The organism is Aureispira sp. CCB-QB1, assembly GCF_000724545.1.
Taxonomy (GTDB): Bacteria; Bacteroidota; Bacteroidia; order Chitinophagales; family Saprospiraceae; genus Aureispira.
This window is the reverse complement of sequence record NZ_JHBV01000003.1, coordinates 43902-62523: the sequence shown is the minus strand read 5'-3', so window position 1 is coordinate 62523 and position 18622 is coordinate 43902. Positions and strand designations below refer to the sequence as shown.

General features: G+C 34.1%; 13 protein-coding genes. 5 read left to right on the top strand and 8 right to left on the bottom strand.

Going from position 1 to position 18622, the window contains the following annotated elements:
- The first annotated feature begins 78 nt into the window (after window positions 1-78).
- From CG11_RS00605 to CG11_RS00585, 5 genes are all read left to right on the top strand, one after another.
- Complete coding sequence (locus CG11_RS00605) at window positions 79-1020, top strand: hypothetical protein (RefSeq protein WP_052592065.1); 942 nt, start codon at window positions 79-81, stop codon at window positions 1018-1020.
- A 248-nt stretch (window positions 1021-1268) separates the two neighbouring features.
- On the top strand, window positions 1269-1637 hold the full coding sequence (locus CG11_RS00600; protein WP_052592063.1) for a BlaI/MecI/CopY family transcriptional regulator: 369 nt from the start codon (window positions 1269-1271) through the stop codon (window positions 1635-1637).
- Between the two features lie 90 nt (window positions 1638-1727).
- A complete protein-coding gene (locus tag CG11_RS00595; RefSeq protein WP_052592061.1) occupies window positions 1728-3050 on the top strand; it encodes a M56 family metallopeptidase in 1323 nt (440 codons plus the stop codon).
- Between the two features lie 154 nt (window positions 3051-3204).
- Window positions 3205-3636, top strand: coding sequence for an energy transducer TonB (locus CG11_RS00590; RefSeq protein ID WP_052592059.1), 432 nt, complete (start codon window positions 3205-3207; stop codon window positions 3634-3636).
- Between the two features lie 285 nt (window positions 3637-3921).
- Window positions 3922-7689, top strand: a complete 3768-nt coding sequence (locus tag CG11_RS00585; protein ID WP_052592057.1) for a sensor histidine kinase — start codon at window positions 3922-3924, stop codon at window positions 7687-7689.
- Between the two features lie 9 nt (window positions 7690-7698).
- Here the strand turns inward: CG11_RS00585 and CG11_RS00580 are convergent, their stop codons facing one another.
- The 8 genes from CG11_RS00580 to CG11_RS00545 all read right to left on the bottom strand — a co-directional run bounded on the left by CG11_RS00580 (window position 7699) and on the right by CG11_RS00545 (window position 18607).
- The gene (locus CG11_RS00580) at window positions 7699-8391 is read right to left on the bottom strand and encodes a CpcT/CpeT family chromophore lyase (RefSeq protein ID WP_052592056.1); all 693 of its coding nucleotides are present in this window, start codon (window positions 8389-8391) and stop codon (window positions 7699-7701) included.
- 229 nt (window positions 8392-8620) lie between these two features.
- A complete protein-coding gene (locus CG11_RS00575; RefSeq protein WP_052592054.1) occupies window positions 8621-9985 on the bottom strand; it encodes a hypothetical protein in 1365 nt (454 codons plus the stop codon).
- 13 nt (window positions 9986-9998) lie between these two features.
- A complete protein-coding gene (locus tag CG11_RS00570; protein ID WP_052592052.1) occupies window positions 9999-11405 on the bottom strand; it encodes a hypothetical protein in 1407 nt (468 codons plus the stop codon).
- A gap of 161 nt (window positions 11406-11566) precedes the next feature.
- Complete coding sequence (locus CG11_RS00565) at window positions 11567-12727, bottom strand: glycosyltransferase family 2 protein (RefSeq protein ID WP_052592050.1); 1161 nt, start codon at window positions 12725-12727, stop codon at window positions 11567-11569.
- 293 nt (window positions 12728-13020) lie between these two features.
- Window positions 13021-13575 (bottom strand): class I SAM-dependent methyltransferase, encoded by a 555-nt coding sequence (locus CG11_RS00560; RefSeq protein WP_052592046.1) that lies wholly within the window; start codon window positions 13573-13575, stop codon window positions 13021-13023.
- Entirely contained in the window at window positions 13572-14951 is a 1380-nt protein-coding gene (locus tag CG11_RS00555) for a hypothetical protein (protein ID WP_052592044.1), read from the bottom strand. Before CG11_RS00555 ends, CG11_RS00560 begins: the two co-directional genes overlap by 4 nt.
- Window positions 14952-15546: 595 nt before the next feature.
- A complete protein-coding gene (locus CG11_RS00550) occupies window positions 15547-16635 on the bottom strand; it encodes an OmpA family protein (RefSeq protein WP_052592042.1) in 1089 nt (362 codons plus the stop codon).
- Window positions 16636-17017: 382 nt separating this feature from the next.
- Window positions 17018-18607 carry a S8 family peptidase gene (locus CG11_RS00545; RefSeq protein WP_052592040.1) on the bottom strand — a complete coding sequence of 530 codons (1590 nt, stop codon included), beginning with the start codon at window positions 18605-18607 and terminating at the stop codon, window positions 17018-17020.
- Window positions 18608-18622 lie beyond the last annotated feature (15 nt).

Sequence of the window (18622 nt, the reverse complement as noted above, 5' to 3'; positions counted from 1 at the left end):
AATCTTCATCATCTTCCTTCCTTAACTCATCATACAACTTACATCTCTACTTTTAAGTACTACTTAATAATCAAAATTATGAAAGAAAAGAAAAATAGACGTCAGTTTTTACGCAATTCTGCTTTATCTCTATTAGGACTTAGTGCAATTCCTACTACTCTAAAAGCCTCCGAAGAAACGACTGATCAATTGCACAACTGCAATCAAACCACAGAAGATTACTACGGAGAAGGTCCTTTTTACACCGCTAATCCACCAACGATTTCCAACAACCAACTAGCACCCACCAATGAACCAGGGACAAAAATGATCATCAGTGGTCGAGTCTTTAATTTGGACTGTAGTCAAATTATTCCCAATACAGTAATAGATGTTTGGCATGCTAATGATGCTGGTGCGTATGACAATTCAGGAGGTTATCACTTGCGAGGAAAAATGCAAACCAATCAACAAGGATTTTATATTTTTGAGACGGTCAAACCAGGTCATTATCTCAATGGTCCTACTTATCGTCCAGCTCACATTCACTTCAAAATCACTCCTCCTAATTTTCCTACCTTAACCACCCAGCTCTATTTTCAAGGCGACCCGTATATTGCTAACGATGCTGCTGCTTCTGTCAATTCTGGTGCTTTTGATGCCACCAATCGAATTATTTCACTAACCAATAATGGAGGTGTTTTAGAAGGAACTTGGGATATTGTTGTTAGTGGTAATGGAATTCCAACGGGAACTAGCAATCTTCACATCGACAAAGGAATCATTTATAATGCTAGCCCTAATCCTTACTCCGAAAGCATTCGAATTTATTATGGGATATTTAGAGAATCTAGGGTTAATATCGCAATTTATGATGTTGCAGGACATTTAGTTGCCAACTTGGGCGAAAAGCAACTCAGTGCTGGCAAATACGAAGCCTTTTGGCAACCTCCCGCTAACCTTTCTAATGGACATTATTTTGTTGCCCTAACAATTAACTCTTTGCAAGTTCATTACTTAAAAATTGTCTATCAAAAATAAAACTTAAGTCCCCAGAAACAGTAAAAACCATTGATTATCAAAAAAAAATAAACTATTTGACGTATTTCTACGTTAAAAAACGCATAAAAAAGTTGCAAAACTTATTCTAAAGGTATACATTTGTTTTATCGCAACACGATTTCTCCATATTTGCAAGTAATAAGCAATCGTTCAGAAAAAATTCTACAAACACAAATTTATTGTTTAGCTATTATTTTTTCTGTCCACTTGCTTAAAAACAAAATAGTATGACCAAATTAACTAAAGTAGAAGAGGAAATAATGCAAATTATTTGGCAACTCGAACGATGCACTGTCCGAGATATTATTGACCAATTAAAAGAGACTCCGAAACCACCTCATAGCACGATTTCTTCTGTAGTAAGAATATTAGAAAAAAAAGGTTTTTTAGGACACAAAGCCTATGGACGTACCTATGAATACTTTCCTATTATAGCCAAAGAAGACTATAGTAAGGAATCTCTTAGTTCATTAGTACGCAATTATTTTGGAGGTTCTGCCAAGCGTTTGGTCTCTTTCTTGGTAAATAAAGAAGATTTGTCTATTCAAGATTTATCAGAAATGATGGAAAAGTTAGATAACACAGAAGAAGAATAATCCATTGATTATAGAGAGTATTATTCCCCAAACAAAGCATAATTCTAGTGAATTATTTCCAAATAACCTTTACCAAAAAATTTGATTCCAATGATTTCTTATATACTTGAAGTTAGTTTTAGTTGGTTGATATTTTATCTTGCTTATATTTTACTTTTGCAGCAAGAACACTTCTTTGGAGTCAATAGAGGGTATCTTTTAATAACTCTAATTACGGGTTTATGGTTACCTTTTTTACAAATTGAAACAACTTACACCTATCCTATTCCACAACTATCCTATTTCTTAGAGGAAATTACAGTAGGAGGACAAGTGGCAGAAACAGTGGAATACACGAACTACTGGCATTGGTCATCCATCCTTTTGGGGATTTATGGAATCGGAGTATTTGTTGGCGTAGTGCGCTTTGTTCTATCATTACAAAAACTACATTCTATGTACAAAAATGGAATGGCAGAACACAAATCTTTCTATACTTTAATAAAAACCAATTCTATTCACTCTCCTTTTTCATTTGGTTCTTACCTATTTATTAGCAACAATATTGCTTTAGAAAAGCAAGCATATCAATATGTCATAGAGCATGAAACAGCACACATTCGCCAAAAACACACTTTAGACTTATTGCTTGTAGAATGCTTAAGCATTCTGTTTTGGTTCAACCCTTTAGTATTTTTATATAAGACAGCCTTGCGCGACCAACATGAATTTTTGGCTGATCAAGCTGTCCTTTCACATGTTCCAATCAAGGAATATGGTCAATTACTAATTGAGCAATCCATCCCGGGATTAAAAATTGGATTGGTCAACCATCTTATTTATTCACAATTAAAAAAACGCATCAATATGATGACTAAAAAAAAGAAATCCAATCGACCTCCTTATTTCAGATACGCACTTAGTTTTAGTGCCTTTCTTCTTGTCTTTTGGACCGTATCTTGCAGCAAAGACCTTCCTTCAGAAGCAGAAGCAGAAATCGCTGAAAAACTATCTTCTGAAAAATTAACCGCATCAAAATACAAACCAACAGAGTCAGATAAAACATCTCCTTTGTTTGTAGCTGAAAAAATGCCTAGATTCCCTGGTTGCGAGCATATCGCTGGCAATAATAAAGCAAAAAAAACTTGTGCTGATGAAAAGTTATTGCAGTTTATTTATGATAATATAAAATATCCTAAAAAAGCAAAGAAAGATGGTACAGAAGGAGTAGCTATTGTCAGCTTTATTGTCTCTGAAACTGGTACTATCAAAAATCCTAAAATTTTGCGTTCTGTAAGTCAAGAATGTGATGCTGAGGTACTTCGTATTATAGAATTAATGAATGAAAATGGGCTTGTTTGGACACCAGGAGAAGATGGAGGAAAGCTTGTGGATGTTACTTATAACTTGCCTATCCGATTTAAACTAAAATAAAAGTAAAACCTAAAAATCAATAACATAAACATAAAACGGGCTTACTTTTCCATAAAGACGCTTTTATTTTTTTAATATTTTTTTCAAAAGTTCAACGTAAAAATACGTTTTAAAATGTTTATTTGCGTTGAACTTTATTTTACAAAAAAATCTCATGATTACAATTATAAAATATTTGATGAGTTTAGGATTAGTTTTCTTTGCTCTCTTGGTCAATGGACAAAATGAAACAACTAAAACAGTTGACCAAATGCCTCAATTTCCTGGTTGCCAAGAAACTGACCAAAAATCACAAAAAAGGTGTTCCCATGAAAAACTCATAGCATTCATTCAAAATAACCTGAAATATCCCAAAGAAGTGGAAGGAAAAGAGGAAGGAACCGTAATGGTCAATTTTGTTGTCAGTTCTAAAGGAACGATCAAAGACATTTCTATTAAACGCTCCCTTAATAAAATCTTTGATAATGAAGGTATCCGCGTGGTAGAACTAATGAATAAAAAAGGAATTCGCTGGATTCCAGGGAAAAAAGATGGGAAACCTATTGATGTTGCCCTAAGTTTACCTCTCAAATTCAAAATGGAATAAAAATTTAACCAATACATTTTATTATTAAGTAATGACCATTCGCAACTCAGAGTACTCTTAAAGGTACTCTGTTTTTTTATGTCAAATGCACACCATTAAATTTAAAAAAATAAAATATATCACAATGTAAACAAATGTAAAACATTGCAAACAAAACTATTATTAGTTTAAAATTTTACTGTTTCTCTTATTTAGCTCATTGCCTTTTTTGTTAAAAAAAATCCTTTTCTTTGGTTCTTATACATCTTTTTCTTAGTATGGTACAAATTATGTGAACGCTTGGCTATGAATCAACTTAAACAAATCCTTTTTAATTCCATTTCTATTTGTTTACTTCTCGCTATACTTGGATTTGCGACAGGTCAAGTAATAGAAAACTACGCCCATCAAGCACCCAATGTAGCTACTTACGCTCAAAATATGGAGCAGGCGTTGCATCAAGCAGAGAAAGAGATTGATGGTTTATTTAATAATGGTTCTTTTCTCTTAAATGCCGTAGAAGGTTACGTTCTAAGCGATAGTGTTGAGAAATACATCAACAAGCCTTATACCTTTATTATTTACAACGATCAAGATTCTATTGTTTATTGGAACAATAATAAGGTGCTTCCCTTTCAATCGGATATACAATATTCCCAAGTTGATACCATTGAAAAGTATAAAATCAACGAATCCATTTTTTTGAGAATTCGGCGACCGTATCAATTCCTGATTGATGGCGTCACTTATTATTATAATCTTGAAGGCTTAATTCCACTCTATAGGCACTATTCCATACAAAACGAATATTTGCAAAACTACTTTGCGCTAATGCCGAAGGAATTTTCTAATTATATCACGATTAGTGAAGAAGAAACAGACTTCAGCATTAAAGATCGTTTGGGGCGACCAATTATTTACATACAAGCTAGCGAAAGTTATCCCTATCACTGGATTATTATCTTTAGTACTATCTTGTACTTTTTAAGTAGCTTCTCATTTTTGTTAGCCATCCATCTAATTGCTCAAAAAATCAGTTTCAAAGGGCACATACTACTCGGTTTAAGTCTTTTTGTCTTTACATTTTTGTTATTTAGGCTTTTCACTATTTTTTATGATTTTCCCTTATTAGCGCACGAATATGGCATATTTAACGAGCGACTTTCGAATGCAAACAACATTTGGTTTTACTCTTTGGGGGATTTTCTAATTGATAGTGCACTACTATTCTGGTTGTCTATCTACATCTCTAAGGTGATTCGTTTGACCGATATCAAAAACTATCGTTTCATTCAACAACTGACCGTTGGTGGATTAGGCTATATTGGACTGATAGGTGGCTTGGCAGGTGCTCAATTTGCAATGCGAGATATCGTTATGTCCTCTTTTATTTCATTTGAGTTTAACGACTTTTCTCGCTTAGATTTATACTCCTTATTGGCATTAACAGGTATGGGAATTATGCTACTGGCTTATTTCTTTTGTACTTACCGATTCTTTACTTTTCTTAAAGAATTTGAATTGGGAATACGAACCAATATTGGCTTGTTTTCGAGTGCCTTAGGGATTGTTTTGGTTGTCGCATACATTACTAATGTTCTCCCAATTGATATTGGAGTATTTACGATAGCATCTATGATACATGCCATCACTCTGTATTTCTTTGTGCAACGAGAAACAACGTCTTTAGCTTGGATTAGTATTTGGCTCTTCTTATTTTCAACATTTGCGACCATTGTCATCGAAAATTCTAATACAGATAAAGGTATTTCATTGAGAAAAGATTTTGCCAAAGCCTTGGCGTTTGAGCGAGACATGGAGACAGAAGTAACCTTTAAATCTCTTGTTCCCAAAATACTAGATGATGGTTTCTTAAAACTGTTCATGAACAACCCTCTTTCTCCTTCTCCTAGAACTCAGGCAATAGAATTATTAACTTCACGATACTTAGACAACTACTTTTTTGGTCGTTACGATTACAGTGTTCACATTTACAAAGAGGAAGGACAACCTTATCGAGGCGAAACTAGAGATTATGAGTCACTAATGAATATCATTAAAAGTAGTCGCAAAACGATCTCAAAGTATTTGCAATTTTATTCTATACCCGATGGACAATATGCCTATTATGCCAAATTACCAATTACACAGAATGGTGCTTTATTAGGTATTGTTATTATAGAATTTACTCCCAAAAAAGAGTTTAAAAAATCGAATATTTATGTTGAGTTATTAAGTAGAAACAAAGAACGTTTGGAGAGTATTTATGCTCAATTTACTTATGCGGTTTACAAATATGAAGAGCGTGTCTCAACCAATGGGTCTAATTTTAGGGCGCAACTAGCTTATTCTCTTCCTAGACCTGATCCTGGAGAGTATAAAATGCTCATGATTAAAAGCACCAATGACCAAAAAAATCATTTGGTTTATAGTAGCCAATACGACGGTTCTACTATCTCTATCGTTACGGTTCCTAAGCTTAATCTGTTTAAAGTATTCACTATTTTCGCCTATATCTTTTGTTTTGGTATTTTCTTGTTATTCTTAGGTTATCTTATTAACTATCTTATTTTCAAAGTAACAAATATTAAATTTGCTATTTTAAACTTTGAAAACTCGCTTCGAGAGCAAATACAACGAGGTATCATTATGGTTACCTTAACATCCTTTGTTGCTATTGCAATTATTACAATCTCTTATTATAGCGACGAATACGACGATTACCACCGATCAAGGTTGTTAAGAAAAATAAGCAGCACGGCTCGAACAGCGGTTTGGCAAATTCACCAAAATCAAGATTCTATTATCAAGCTTCCTGATGCTAGAAGTTTAGCTGATATACACAAAATTGATGTTAATATTTATGATTTAGGGGGGAATTTAATTACCTCATCCGAAAAGGTTGTTTTTGAACGGCATTTGATTAGTAGAAAAATGAACCCTATTGCCTTTCAACTCCTGAGAAATGAACAACAAAACTTAGTATCGCGTACAGAGATTATTAATGATTTTGAATACATCGCAGCCTACATGCCTTTAAAAGATAAAAATGAAATAACCATTGCTTATTTGAATCTACCCTATGATTTAGCTGGCTCCAACAATATTGGTTCTCAAGATGTTGCAGAATTCTTAGGCGCGTTATTAAACGTCTATGTTATCTTTTTATTAATAGCTGGTGGTGCCGCCTTTTTTATTGCCAACTCTGTTACCAACCCTCTTTCTGTCATTGGCGCAAAATTAGATGCAGTTGAACTTGGAAAAAAGAATGAGCCGTTGATTTGGAATAACAAGGATGAAATTGGGGAATTGGTTGATCGTTACAACCATATGATTAAAGAACTGGAAGAGAGTACCAAAAAACTAGCTCGTTCGCAACGAGAAAGCGCTTGGCGAGAGATGGCCAAACAGATTGCCCATGAAATCAAAAATCCGCTGACTCCCATGAAACTCAACATCCAATTACTAGAACGTGTCGTTAATACCAACCCTGAAAAGGCGCAAAAAATGGTAAAACGAGTTTCCAATACGCTAATTGAACAAATTGATAGCTTGGCTCACATTGCCTCAGAGTTTTCTAACTTTGCAAAAATGCCTACCGCAAACAATGAGTTCTTAGATATCAATGAACTCGTTCGCAATGCATATAGCTTATTTAAAGAAGAAGAAAATGTACAACTATACTTGGATATGACATCCAAAAAATGTGTTGTTTTTGCTGACAAAACACAAATTATGCGTGTTTTAAATAACTTGCTCAAAAACGCTGTACAAGCTATTCCTGACGATCAACCAGGTATTATAAAAGTTCAATTAGCAGCCACCAGCACTACAGCTATTTTAAAAGTATCTGATAATGGCTGTGGCATTCCCAAAGCTCAAGAAGACGATATTTTTGTCCCCAATTTTACCACTAAAAGCTCAGGTACAGGCATTGGTTTAGCTATGTCTAAAACGATTGTTGAAATGGCAAAAGGTCAAATTTACTTTGAGTCTGAGGAAGGGAAAGGAACTGACTTTTTTGTTGAATTACCATTGGCTGTTGAACGAACATCTTCAACTACAGTAGTATAATTTCCTCGATTACTTTTTGTTGTTATAATGAAAATAAGCATCGCCAAATGAATCGTAGACGATCTTGCCATCTTTTTCTTTATAATGATTCGTTTTAACATTGAACCCGTCTGAAGCAATATGATAGGTATTGGAGGTAATTTGTACTGCTCCTCCTTCGTGGTTTATGATACAGGTATCTGTCTGTCCTCTAAACTCTAATTGTCCAATTTTCTTAAAAATAATATCACAATCACCTAACTCTAAATTTTTGAATTCTACCTCTGCCAAAATTTCAGGATTTATATCTGCACTCTTATAATCTTCTTGAGAAGTGTATTGTTGGGCAACAAATGAATCTCTTGTGATTTTACTAAATTTCAAAAAGCCAACACTCAGTGGCTCTTCTGGAAATGAGGACATATACATCTTTTGATACAGCCAATAACCATCTTTGTCTCGGTCTCCGAACTGCTTGCTAAATACCATTAAACTATCTCCTGACTTGAGGCGTAGGGCTTCCGTTCTAGATGGTAGATATAACGTAAACAAGCCTTCTTGCATTAAAATCAAACGTTCAAGACTAGTTTTAGACATCAAGTAAGTTTCCTTATTTTCAATAGAGAGTTTTGATGCATTGGACAAAGATCTTCCTTTTTGACAAGCGATTAGAGAACAACAGAGTGTTCCCAAAAGCACCTTTTTGAGGTTGCATTTTTTCATATATTACTTTATTTAGAATTGAATGGGGAGGTAATATTTATTTATTTTCAATTCTATGAATATAGGAAAAATACACCTATTATTACCTATATGCTTTGTTTTTAAAGAAAAATTTTCACATAAAAAAAGCAACAATAATAAAATATAATATTAATTATAATTAAAAATCGAAATTTAATTCCACAAAACACAACAAAAAACAAATCACTCACATAGATTTCATAAATGATTATTCTTTAATCCTAGTAAATATGTTATGAACTTTATCACTAATAAAATAAAAGGCAGGCAATGTAACCAACCAAGCAACTCGGCTTTGATAACGATGAAAAACACCTGAAGAGGCAGCAGCAATAAAAGCATTTAACAATAATGCAAAAAGAATAAATAAGGCGATTGCTTTTTGATATTTTGAATATCCTGAATTCCACAACATAACTAAAATTACTATCATAGATAACATTAGTAAACCATGTTGAATCGCATTTCGATTCTCAATAGAACTCTCGTTATAAGAGCGCTTCAGTTGTCTACTGTGTTTTGCCGCTAATGTATAAGTTGGGAAATAGGTATTGATTACATTTGCATTAACACCATACAGTTCAGAATGAGGGCTTCTTTCATAAGAAAAGAACTGCATAAGGGTTGTTTCCATCGTTTTGATAAGGTATTTTTTTAAATATTTGGGTGTTGTCAATATATTTTTAACAAGTTTTCCGTAAAAGGCTTCATTTTCTTTTGTCCAACCTCCCGTTTGGTAAAGATAACTTTCGCCTGACCACAAAAAATGAGCTCCTAAACCTAAGCTCGTCACATTATCATACAGTTGGTTTAATTTTTCTATATCACGATTTTCTTTCAAATAACTTTGAGCAATTCCAAAATCACACAACCGTGCAAAAAGAAAGATTTGCCCGCCTTTGGTTGCTTGAAAAGCTCCTCCTTTGCTATAGTGCAAGGTACACACCAACAAATGAGTTATAATTACCAATCCTCCAAGCCAAGCTATTTTTCGATAGCCTATTCCACAACTTTTTAAGAACAAACGCACCTTTTTTACCAGCATCAAAAGACTCAAACCTATAATCAAACCAATATTTAGTATTAAGTGCGCATTGTGCATTGCTGTTGCCATCATAAACAAGATGACGCTTAAGATAGTGGCACTTTTTGACATTTTTTTGCCAAACAAAAGCAAGCACAAGCTTAGAATAACAATAGGTGTAAAGGTATCAGGCATCAACATACTCACGTGAAAAGCAACCGCTGTCGTCTGTCCCACCACTAAAATATAAAGCAAGGTATATTTTTGCCAATTAAAACAGGTAAAAAGATGCTTAAACGCTAAAGACAAGGTCATTGTAATTAACATTCCTTGTGCGATAACGACCAACCAAGGCGATTCGTAGAGACTGATATGCCTTATAAAACCTCCATACAACCAAACCCTAGCATATCCTATTTCATTGGTAAAACCTGTCATTATATACCCATTGGTATCGGGAAACATAAACGGAAAACCATTGTAAAAAGCAGGTACACAGAGCACTAAAGCACCTAAGGTTATACAGAGTATTTTTTGAAGTAAAGTCATCTACTTAATTTTTCTACGATGCATCTTTTTCAATGGTAGTATCTTTGCTTATAGATAGCATTTTACCAAATGTTTCTATCTTAGCACAAAGATACCAAAAAGCAGGTAAGGTAAGCAACCAAGCTACTCGACTTTGATAACGATCATACACTCCTGAGGTAGCTCCTGCGATAAAGGCATTAACGAACAAACCTAATACAATAAAAACGGTAAGAGCTTTTTGTTGTTTTGAATATTTCTTATCCCAAAACAACAATACTAATAAAATCATCGCAATTGCGATTACAAATTGTTGAACTGCATTCTGACGTTCAATGAATGTATTACTATATGTTTTTTTAAACTGTCGGCTGTGTACAGCTGCTAAATCATAAGTTTCAAAATATGTCTTAATCAAACCACTATCCTTCACTTTATTTCGCATTTCGGATAGAGGATCAACTTCATAATAAAAAAACTGCATGAACATTGCCTCTGTAGACTTTATGATATACTTCTTTAAATACTTGGGTGTTGTCAATATATCCTTAACTAGTTCCCCATAGTACGCTTCTCCTTCTTTTGTCCACCCTCCTGATTTATACAAGTAGCTTTGCCACATCCACAAAAAACCTCTACCTAATTTTAAAGTTTGAACATGCGAACAAATAGCATCCTCTGAATCTTTGCAATGCTCTTCTAAATAACTTTGCGCAATTCCAAAATCACACAATCGAGCAAAAAGAAATATTGTACCTCCTCGTGTTGCTTTAAATTCCCCACCTTTGCTATAATGCAACGTGCAAACACTTAGATGCGTAAAGAATATAAGCCCAATCAACAGTACTAATTTTCTCCCATTTACACCCCAGCTATTCCACTGTACGCGCCAAGGTTTAACAAGCATGGTCAAACCAATTAAAATTAATATTCCCAAATTTAATACTAAGTGCGAATTGTGCATTGCTGTTGCTCCTACAAACAAGAAAACAGTAAGGATTTTATCTCTTTGCGATAATTCCTTTCCCAAAAGCAATAGACCAAAGCTCAATATAACTATCGGTGTAAATATGTCGGGCATCAACATGCTCACATGAAAAGAAATGGCTGTCGTCAAACCTGCAAGTATTACATATACTATCGCGAACTCTCTCTTGTATTTATGCCTAAAAAAATATTTAAACAACAAGTAAATTGTTCCAGTAATAAGCAGCCCCTGAGCAAAAACAACAAACCATAAAGTCTCCCATAAGCTTACATGCCTAATAAAACCTGCATATAACCAAGCACGAGCATCTCCGATTTTATTCTCAAATCCTGATGTTAAGTACCCTGTGGTATCTGGAAATCTAAAAGGAAAACCATTGTAAAAAGCGGGAATACATAAAACCAATACAGCTACTAAAAGGTAACTAATTTTCTCTAGACGAGTCCATTTCATGGGTGATAATTACAAAGTACATTCTAACAGAAGTTTTAATTGTTATTAGAGTATTTTTGATAAAATTCAAGAACGCTCATATTTGATGACAGAATCAAGAAATTTTACAAAAAATACTCATTTGAAAATTTATGCTATTCTGCACTAGATTGAAGGATAAATTACTTTGTTTTTTTTAGTTCTAATATGCTAATTAAAAAGCTACTTTGAGCAATTTGAATCCCTCCAATTAAGAAGAAGATAGATGGAATTACAGTACGTAGAGTTTCTCTTGGTTTTAAATCACCATAATCCACAGATTGCCAAGAAAGCCACGCTGCAATGACCAAAGCAATTCCTAAAAGAATAAAACAACCGCCTAAAATCAACCCCTTCTCTAAAGAGAACTTGTTTTTGTAATAATTATACAGTTTGTTGGGAGGAAGCAATCCGTTCATGCTAGCATATATTCTAGAGAACACGAAGAAAAACATCAACTGGAAACCTATAAAAATACTAGTTGCACTGTATGCTAAAGTGTGTATATCCAATTCAATCCCCAATATGTGTAAAGGTTGCAACAATAACATTATCGTCAACACTGTTCCCAATAAAAACAGCACTATCCCAGGATATAAAAACAACCATGCAGGGCTATATAATAGCAAAAATCTTAAATGGCGCCATCCATCTGTCCATGTATTCAAATGAGGAGGACGATCTCTTCCATCTTTAGACAAAGTTGTTGGAACTTCTGCAATTTTAAAATCATTTAAGATAGACTTCACCACCATCTCTGACGCAAACTCCATTCCTGGACATTCCAAATTAATAGATAACATTCTCTCCCTATTAAAGCCTCTCAAACCGCAGTGAAAATCGCCAATAGAAGTATTAAAAAACAAGCGCCCAATAAATGACAATACAGGGTTGCCCAAGTACTTGTGCAAAAATGGCATGGCTCCTTTTTCAATCCCTCCTTTAAAACGATTGCCCATTACTAAGTCATTCCCCTCTCGCAGTTTTTCGACATAAGGCATTAGTCTTGAAAAATCATAGCTATCGTCTGAATCCCCCATAATCACATACTTACCCTTCGCTGCTTTTATTCCTCCAATTAAAGCACTACCGTAGCCCTTTTGGGGAATGTTGATTACGCGAGCTCCTAGAGATTCCGCAATTTCAATCGAACGATCTGTACTTCCATTATCTCCTATAACAATCTCTCCTCTTATATTATTTTCTTCTAAGTATTTTTTTGCTTTTTTTATACAAGTTCCTAGCGTAAGTTCTTCATTCAAGCAAGGCATTAGAATTGTCAATTCTAAAAGTTCATCAGACATTGAGTTCAAGTTTTTATGATTAATTTTTTATCATTAATTTATCGAAAGTTCTGTGCAAACAGCCAACAAACTAACGTATTTTTAAACAAGTCACTATTATAGTTAAAAGACAAGTCGGTATAGCAAAACAATAATAGCTATTTTTTATATAAATAGTAGCATAAATGACTAGGCACTTTTCAGAATAGAAATGTATTGCAACTTCCCTGGACAAATTAGATTAAAAAGAAAATTATGTTCATACAGAGGTATTGGGCAGATTTGTTTTAATTCTTTCACACCTCCTAACTGGTTCAATACATCTTGATATGTTTCTTTTGAAAAATATCGATCGGGTACAGAAACGCCATATCCCAATTTCCAATAAAATCCATTAAACGTAATGTTTGTCGAGAAACCATTCCATATTCGAAATGATCTTTAACAACTATGTATTTTGCCACCCTGCAAGCTTCTTTTAAGATAACATCCGCAAACTCAAAATCGTGATGCAGCACATCACACAAAATAGCCACGTCAAATTTTTTATCTTCAAAAGGCATCGTTCGTCCATCAAAACTGACATATTTTTCCCACTTTTCTTCTCCCTTGTATTGCTCAGGAAGCGGATAGGTATCCAAACATATCGCATTGATAGTTTCCCTGCTATTCATCAAGTTTTCAGCAATAGACATATCGCCACAACCAATATCTAACAAAGAAATTTCATCTAAATTTAATTCATCTAATAATCCTATAAAAAGATTAGACAAATAATTAATTCTATTATTGTGAGATAATTTCTGGTGTGACTTTATAATCGTTTTTTCTAAATTACTTTTAGTTTTTTTAGCAATTGGTGAACTCATATTCTAGCTTTTTTTTCAAATAATTCAAACTTACTCAACCAGTAACAAACCATCCAAAAAGCAGGTAAAGTTAACAGCCAATTGACTCGGCTTTGATAACGATCAAACACTCCTGAAGTAGCTGCTCCTATGAAAGCATTAACTAATAAACTTAATATAATTAATATTGCCAACGCTTTTTGTTGTTTTGAAGTCTTAGGATGCCACAAGAGTAATAGAACAAGCAAGAAAGATATAAATACAACGATTTGTTGAATCACATTATTGACATCAACATAGTTCTGATTGTAACCATCTTGCATTTGGCGACTACCATCTGCTGCCAATATGTACATGGGGTAGTATAATTTGACAGAACCTGTCACCCATTTTATATGAGGTTCTACAGGGCTATAATCAAATATAAAAAATTGAATAAATGTCGCCTCTATCGAACGTATGATATAAGCTTTTAGATATTTGGGCGTTGTCAATATTTTTTTGGTCAATTCGCCAAAATACGCCTCGTTGTGTTTTGACCACCCACCACTTTTATTTAGGTAAGAATTCTTGTGCCACAAAAAATTTCCAGCATAATACAGTTTGCCAGGATGGTCGCAAATACCGCCATTTAAGTCTTCTCCACAATGCTCTTCCAAATAACTTTGTACGATTCCAAAATCGCACAGTCGAGCAAATAAGAAGATGGAGCCCCCTCTAGTTGCTACAAATTCTCCACTTTTAGAATAATGCAATGTACAAGTAAATAAATGGGTTATGACAACGCATAAGGTCAACCATCCAACTCTTTTTTTTGTGATTCCTAATGATTGGTAATGTACTCGAAGTGCCTTGAACAAACTCCCAAAGATAACCAATAGGATCATCCCTATATTCATCACTAAATGTGAATTATGCATTCCTGATGCCGCTATAAATAGTATAATAGCAAAGATTTTTTCTTTTCGACTAAGATGTTTTTCAAGCAACATCAAACCAAAAAGTAAAATAACTATAGGTGTAAAAATATCTGGCATCAATCTACTTACATGGAATGATACAGCAGTGGTAGTTCCTATAATTAAACTGTAAAATATAAATAGTTTATTCCTGTTTTGTCCTTGGTAAAACTCTTTGAACATTAAATAGACCGTACCCGCCATTAAAAAACCTTGTGTAAAAACAACTAGCCATAAGGTTTCCCACAAACTTATATGCCGAATGAAACCACTGTAAAGCCAAGGTCTAGACCCTTGCACTTTATCAATAAAACCTGCATTGATATAACTTGCAGTATCAGGAAATAAAATGGGAAAGCCATTGTAAAATGCAGGAGCACAAAAAAGCAAAGCTATAATACTTAGATAAAGTAACAACTCTAATTTTGTTAGTTTCATTAAGGGCTAAATTCAAGTGAAATATTCTTTTCCCGCAAAGATAATATTTTATATGTCTGGAGGGCTTTACTGTGAGTTAAATGTTGGTTTAGGAGAGTAAAAAGTTAAAAAAAGTTGGATTTTTATAAAAAAATAACCTTCCTTGTTATTAGTCATAAATTAGAACTCGAACCACCAAATCTAATTTATCAAGGAAGGCTATTTGATTACAAAAGAATTTCGTCTATTTCCTTTTCTCTTTATCTTTTTTTCTTTTGTTAATCTACACGACACTCACTAAAATGAACATTATACATAACCAACTTGTATATTTCTTCTTTCTGTTACAATTATAACGTTAATCTAAAATATGCTCAAATACAGAATATTGGCTTTATCAGAAAAAAAACATCTAAAAAATTTAACCTTTTGGCAAAAAAACTTCTTAGAATACTTCTATAGCTTTCAGATGGTATGCATTTTTGTTTTTTTTATCAGATTTTATGCGCCATTCATTTACTAAAAAAGCACTCTTAAAACTTTTTTAATAGAAATATTAAGTTTTAAGAGTGCTCTTGGACACTAATCATTATGTCGGTCAACTACATTGATCCTATTAATCCCTACAGATCAATTCTACTTCAACTCTTCTATTTTTTTTACCTCCATTTTCAAACTTTGGTAATGGTTGTTTACTTCCATGCGCAATTGTTCGAATCCTATCATTATCAATCCCCCTTAAGACTAGAGAATTTCTAACTGCTAGCACTCGCTCTTTTGACAACTCAAAGCTCCGAATTTGGTCTCCTAAAACATCACTATGTCCATGTAAAATAATCATAGCTTGAGGATAATAATTCATATAGTCGACAATTACCTGAATTGTTTTTAAGGCATTGACGCGTCCTGCATAACTAGCACTATTGTCATCAAAATAGACATTTTTCAAGATCACCCGCTTGTTGCAATCCAAATCTTCTGAAGAATTTAATTCTTGCGGAGTATATGTAATTGGTTCTTGTGCTTTCACAATAATTTCATCTTTCACCGCATTTTCTGTAGAAAGATCTTCTTCCTTGGCTTCTGCATTATTAGCAATTCCCAAATTAGATTTATTTTGAGTGGGTTCAGGAACTACTGTTATCCCCAAATTAGTAAGCATTTTATCAAAACGCTCGACACTACCTTCCATTTGCTCTACCGTTCCCAACATTGGGCTATCTTCATCTTTTACCAAAATATCGCTGCAAATTGCCAAAGTGCTAGCCTTAAAATTAATTGCTTTTACATTTCCAGGAAGCCTACCAAAGTGCGCTTCTCCTCTAATCACCTCCCCATATCTCGCAACAAAAGAAGGTTCATCACCTGCTTCTATTTTTTTGGATTTTAATTCGCCGTTAATTGTAATGTTTTCGAGTGTAGCGTATTTGGTCAATTCAGAACCACTTCTGCCAGAAGTATACAATTTCCAAGCAGTTGATCTAGATGAGCCTGGAAAATAGATTATTTCTTCTTCTCTACTAGCCACATATCTAAAATGAAGAATCATCTCACTAGTCGTATATTCAATTTTTGTGAGCATGAAATTTTTGTTTTGACTACGATATTTGGGAACATAATCGGTATAATCTGGAGCAGCGCTTGCACTAAAATAAACTCCAAACAGAAACATAAAAGAAATCAACGTGTGTACAGATAATTTCATAGGATTTGTAATTTTAATTAGATAAATGTCAATTGGGAATAGAACATGTTTTGAATAAAGCGTTATCTACTAAACGTTTTACACCAATAATATGTTAACTCAGTTTCTATTTACAATAGTTGGTTAAAACCACGTAACAGTACAACTTACTACTACAGTTAATGAACGCAAATAAACTTTTTTGTAGTAATGGTTCAAAATTGGATAATGTAACCACTCTAAGATATTATTTTTCGCAAAAACAAAGCACATAAGGCATTCTTTTTTAAGCCATTGAGCAACATTCTAGTTCAAATCATAAAAGAAAACCTTCCCAAAGTGTTTAACTAAGAGAAGGTTTTAATCATTCTAAAATAATGTTATTAATAACAATACTTATAATTTATTTTTTCTTATCAGCAACAATCTTTTCAGCCATTTTTAATGCATTATAAGCATTAACAACACCACTAGTATTACACAAATCTTTAAATTCTATTTGCGTAGCGCCACCAGAACCAGGAACATTAACATATTCGTTCATTTTAACAGTAGACTCTACCAAACATTTGCGCAATTCTTTTACAGTCAACTCTGGGTAATAAGACCATACCAATGCTGCTACCCCTGCCGTTACAGGAGATGCCATACTAGTACCGCTCAATGCTTCGTATTTAGAACCAGGTACTGTTGCATAAATATCTACACCAGGAGCAAATACATCTACATTTCTCTTACCATAGTTAGAAAAAGTTGCTGGTGCATCAGCACCACCTCTCCAAGAAAGAGCACCAACTTCTAACCAGTTGCTGTAAGGTTTAGCTGTGTTATCTTTACAATACTTGTTTGGATAATTGCTTTCTACATCTGTATTCAAAGCACTATTTCCAGCAGCATGTACCAATAAGACACCTTTCCTTTCTGCATATTTAACTGCTTTATCAACGATTTTCTTGTCAAACGCATACCCTTTTCCAAAGCTCATGTTAATGATTTTAGCGCCATTGTCAACAGCGTAAATAATACCATTAGCAACATCTTTGTCACGCTCATCTCCGTCAGGAACAACACGAACAGCCATTAACCTTACGTTATCCGCAACGCCCTTGTTTCCTATATCGTTGGTACGAACAGCTCCAACAATACCTGCAACATGCGTACCATGTCTTGCATCTGGTCCAGTGATATCGTTATTTCCATAATTTTTTTCTTTCGACTTCATGTAATTATCTCCCACGATATCTCTAGGGTTGAACTCTTCATTGTACCCATATTCCAAGGCATCAGAATAATACTCCAAAGCACCTTCCAATTGCTTTACAATTTCTTCGCCAGGAACTGTATCTTGAGGTGTTTCTAATTGAGGTACAAAAACAGCCTCAAACAATTGTTTTGCCATAGTAACTTTATCACCTTTGGCTTCAATTGCTTTTACATTTTCTGCCGTCATTGGCTTGTCTCCCAAAGCTTCCAACAAAGAAGTCACCACACCATAGATTGCCTGTGTCTCTTGCATGCTATTTTGCATTCCTGTCACCTTAGCATCAAATTCTTCTCTAATCTTTTTGTAACGCTCTTCTTCTTTTTTGTTGCGTTTTTTATTTTTCAAGTAAGTATACACACGAGTTAACTCATAACTATCTTTCCCCACATGTTTACCGTCTTTACCCCCGATGAAATTCCATCCATAGACATCGTCAATGTATCCATTTTTGTCATCATCAATACCATTTCCAGCAATTTCATCTTCGTTAATCCACATCACATCTTTCAAATCCTCGTGCTCTTCGTCGATACCAGAGTCAATAATAGCGACAACGACGGTCGAAGATTGTTTTCCTTGCAATAGCTCTTTATAAGCCTTTTCTGTACTCACTCCTTGAACATTATCGGTCTCTTTGTCCAAATTATACCAGTTCTCTGGCGCTTGAGCATTAGCAAAAAACGCTTGAGCAACGAAGCAAGCAGGAAATATTATATTTCTTAATTTCATACTGTTGTTAAATTG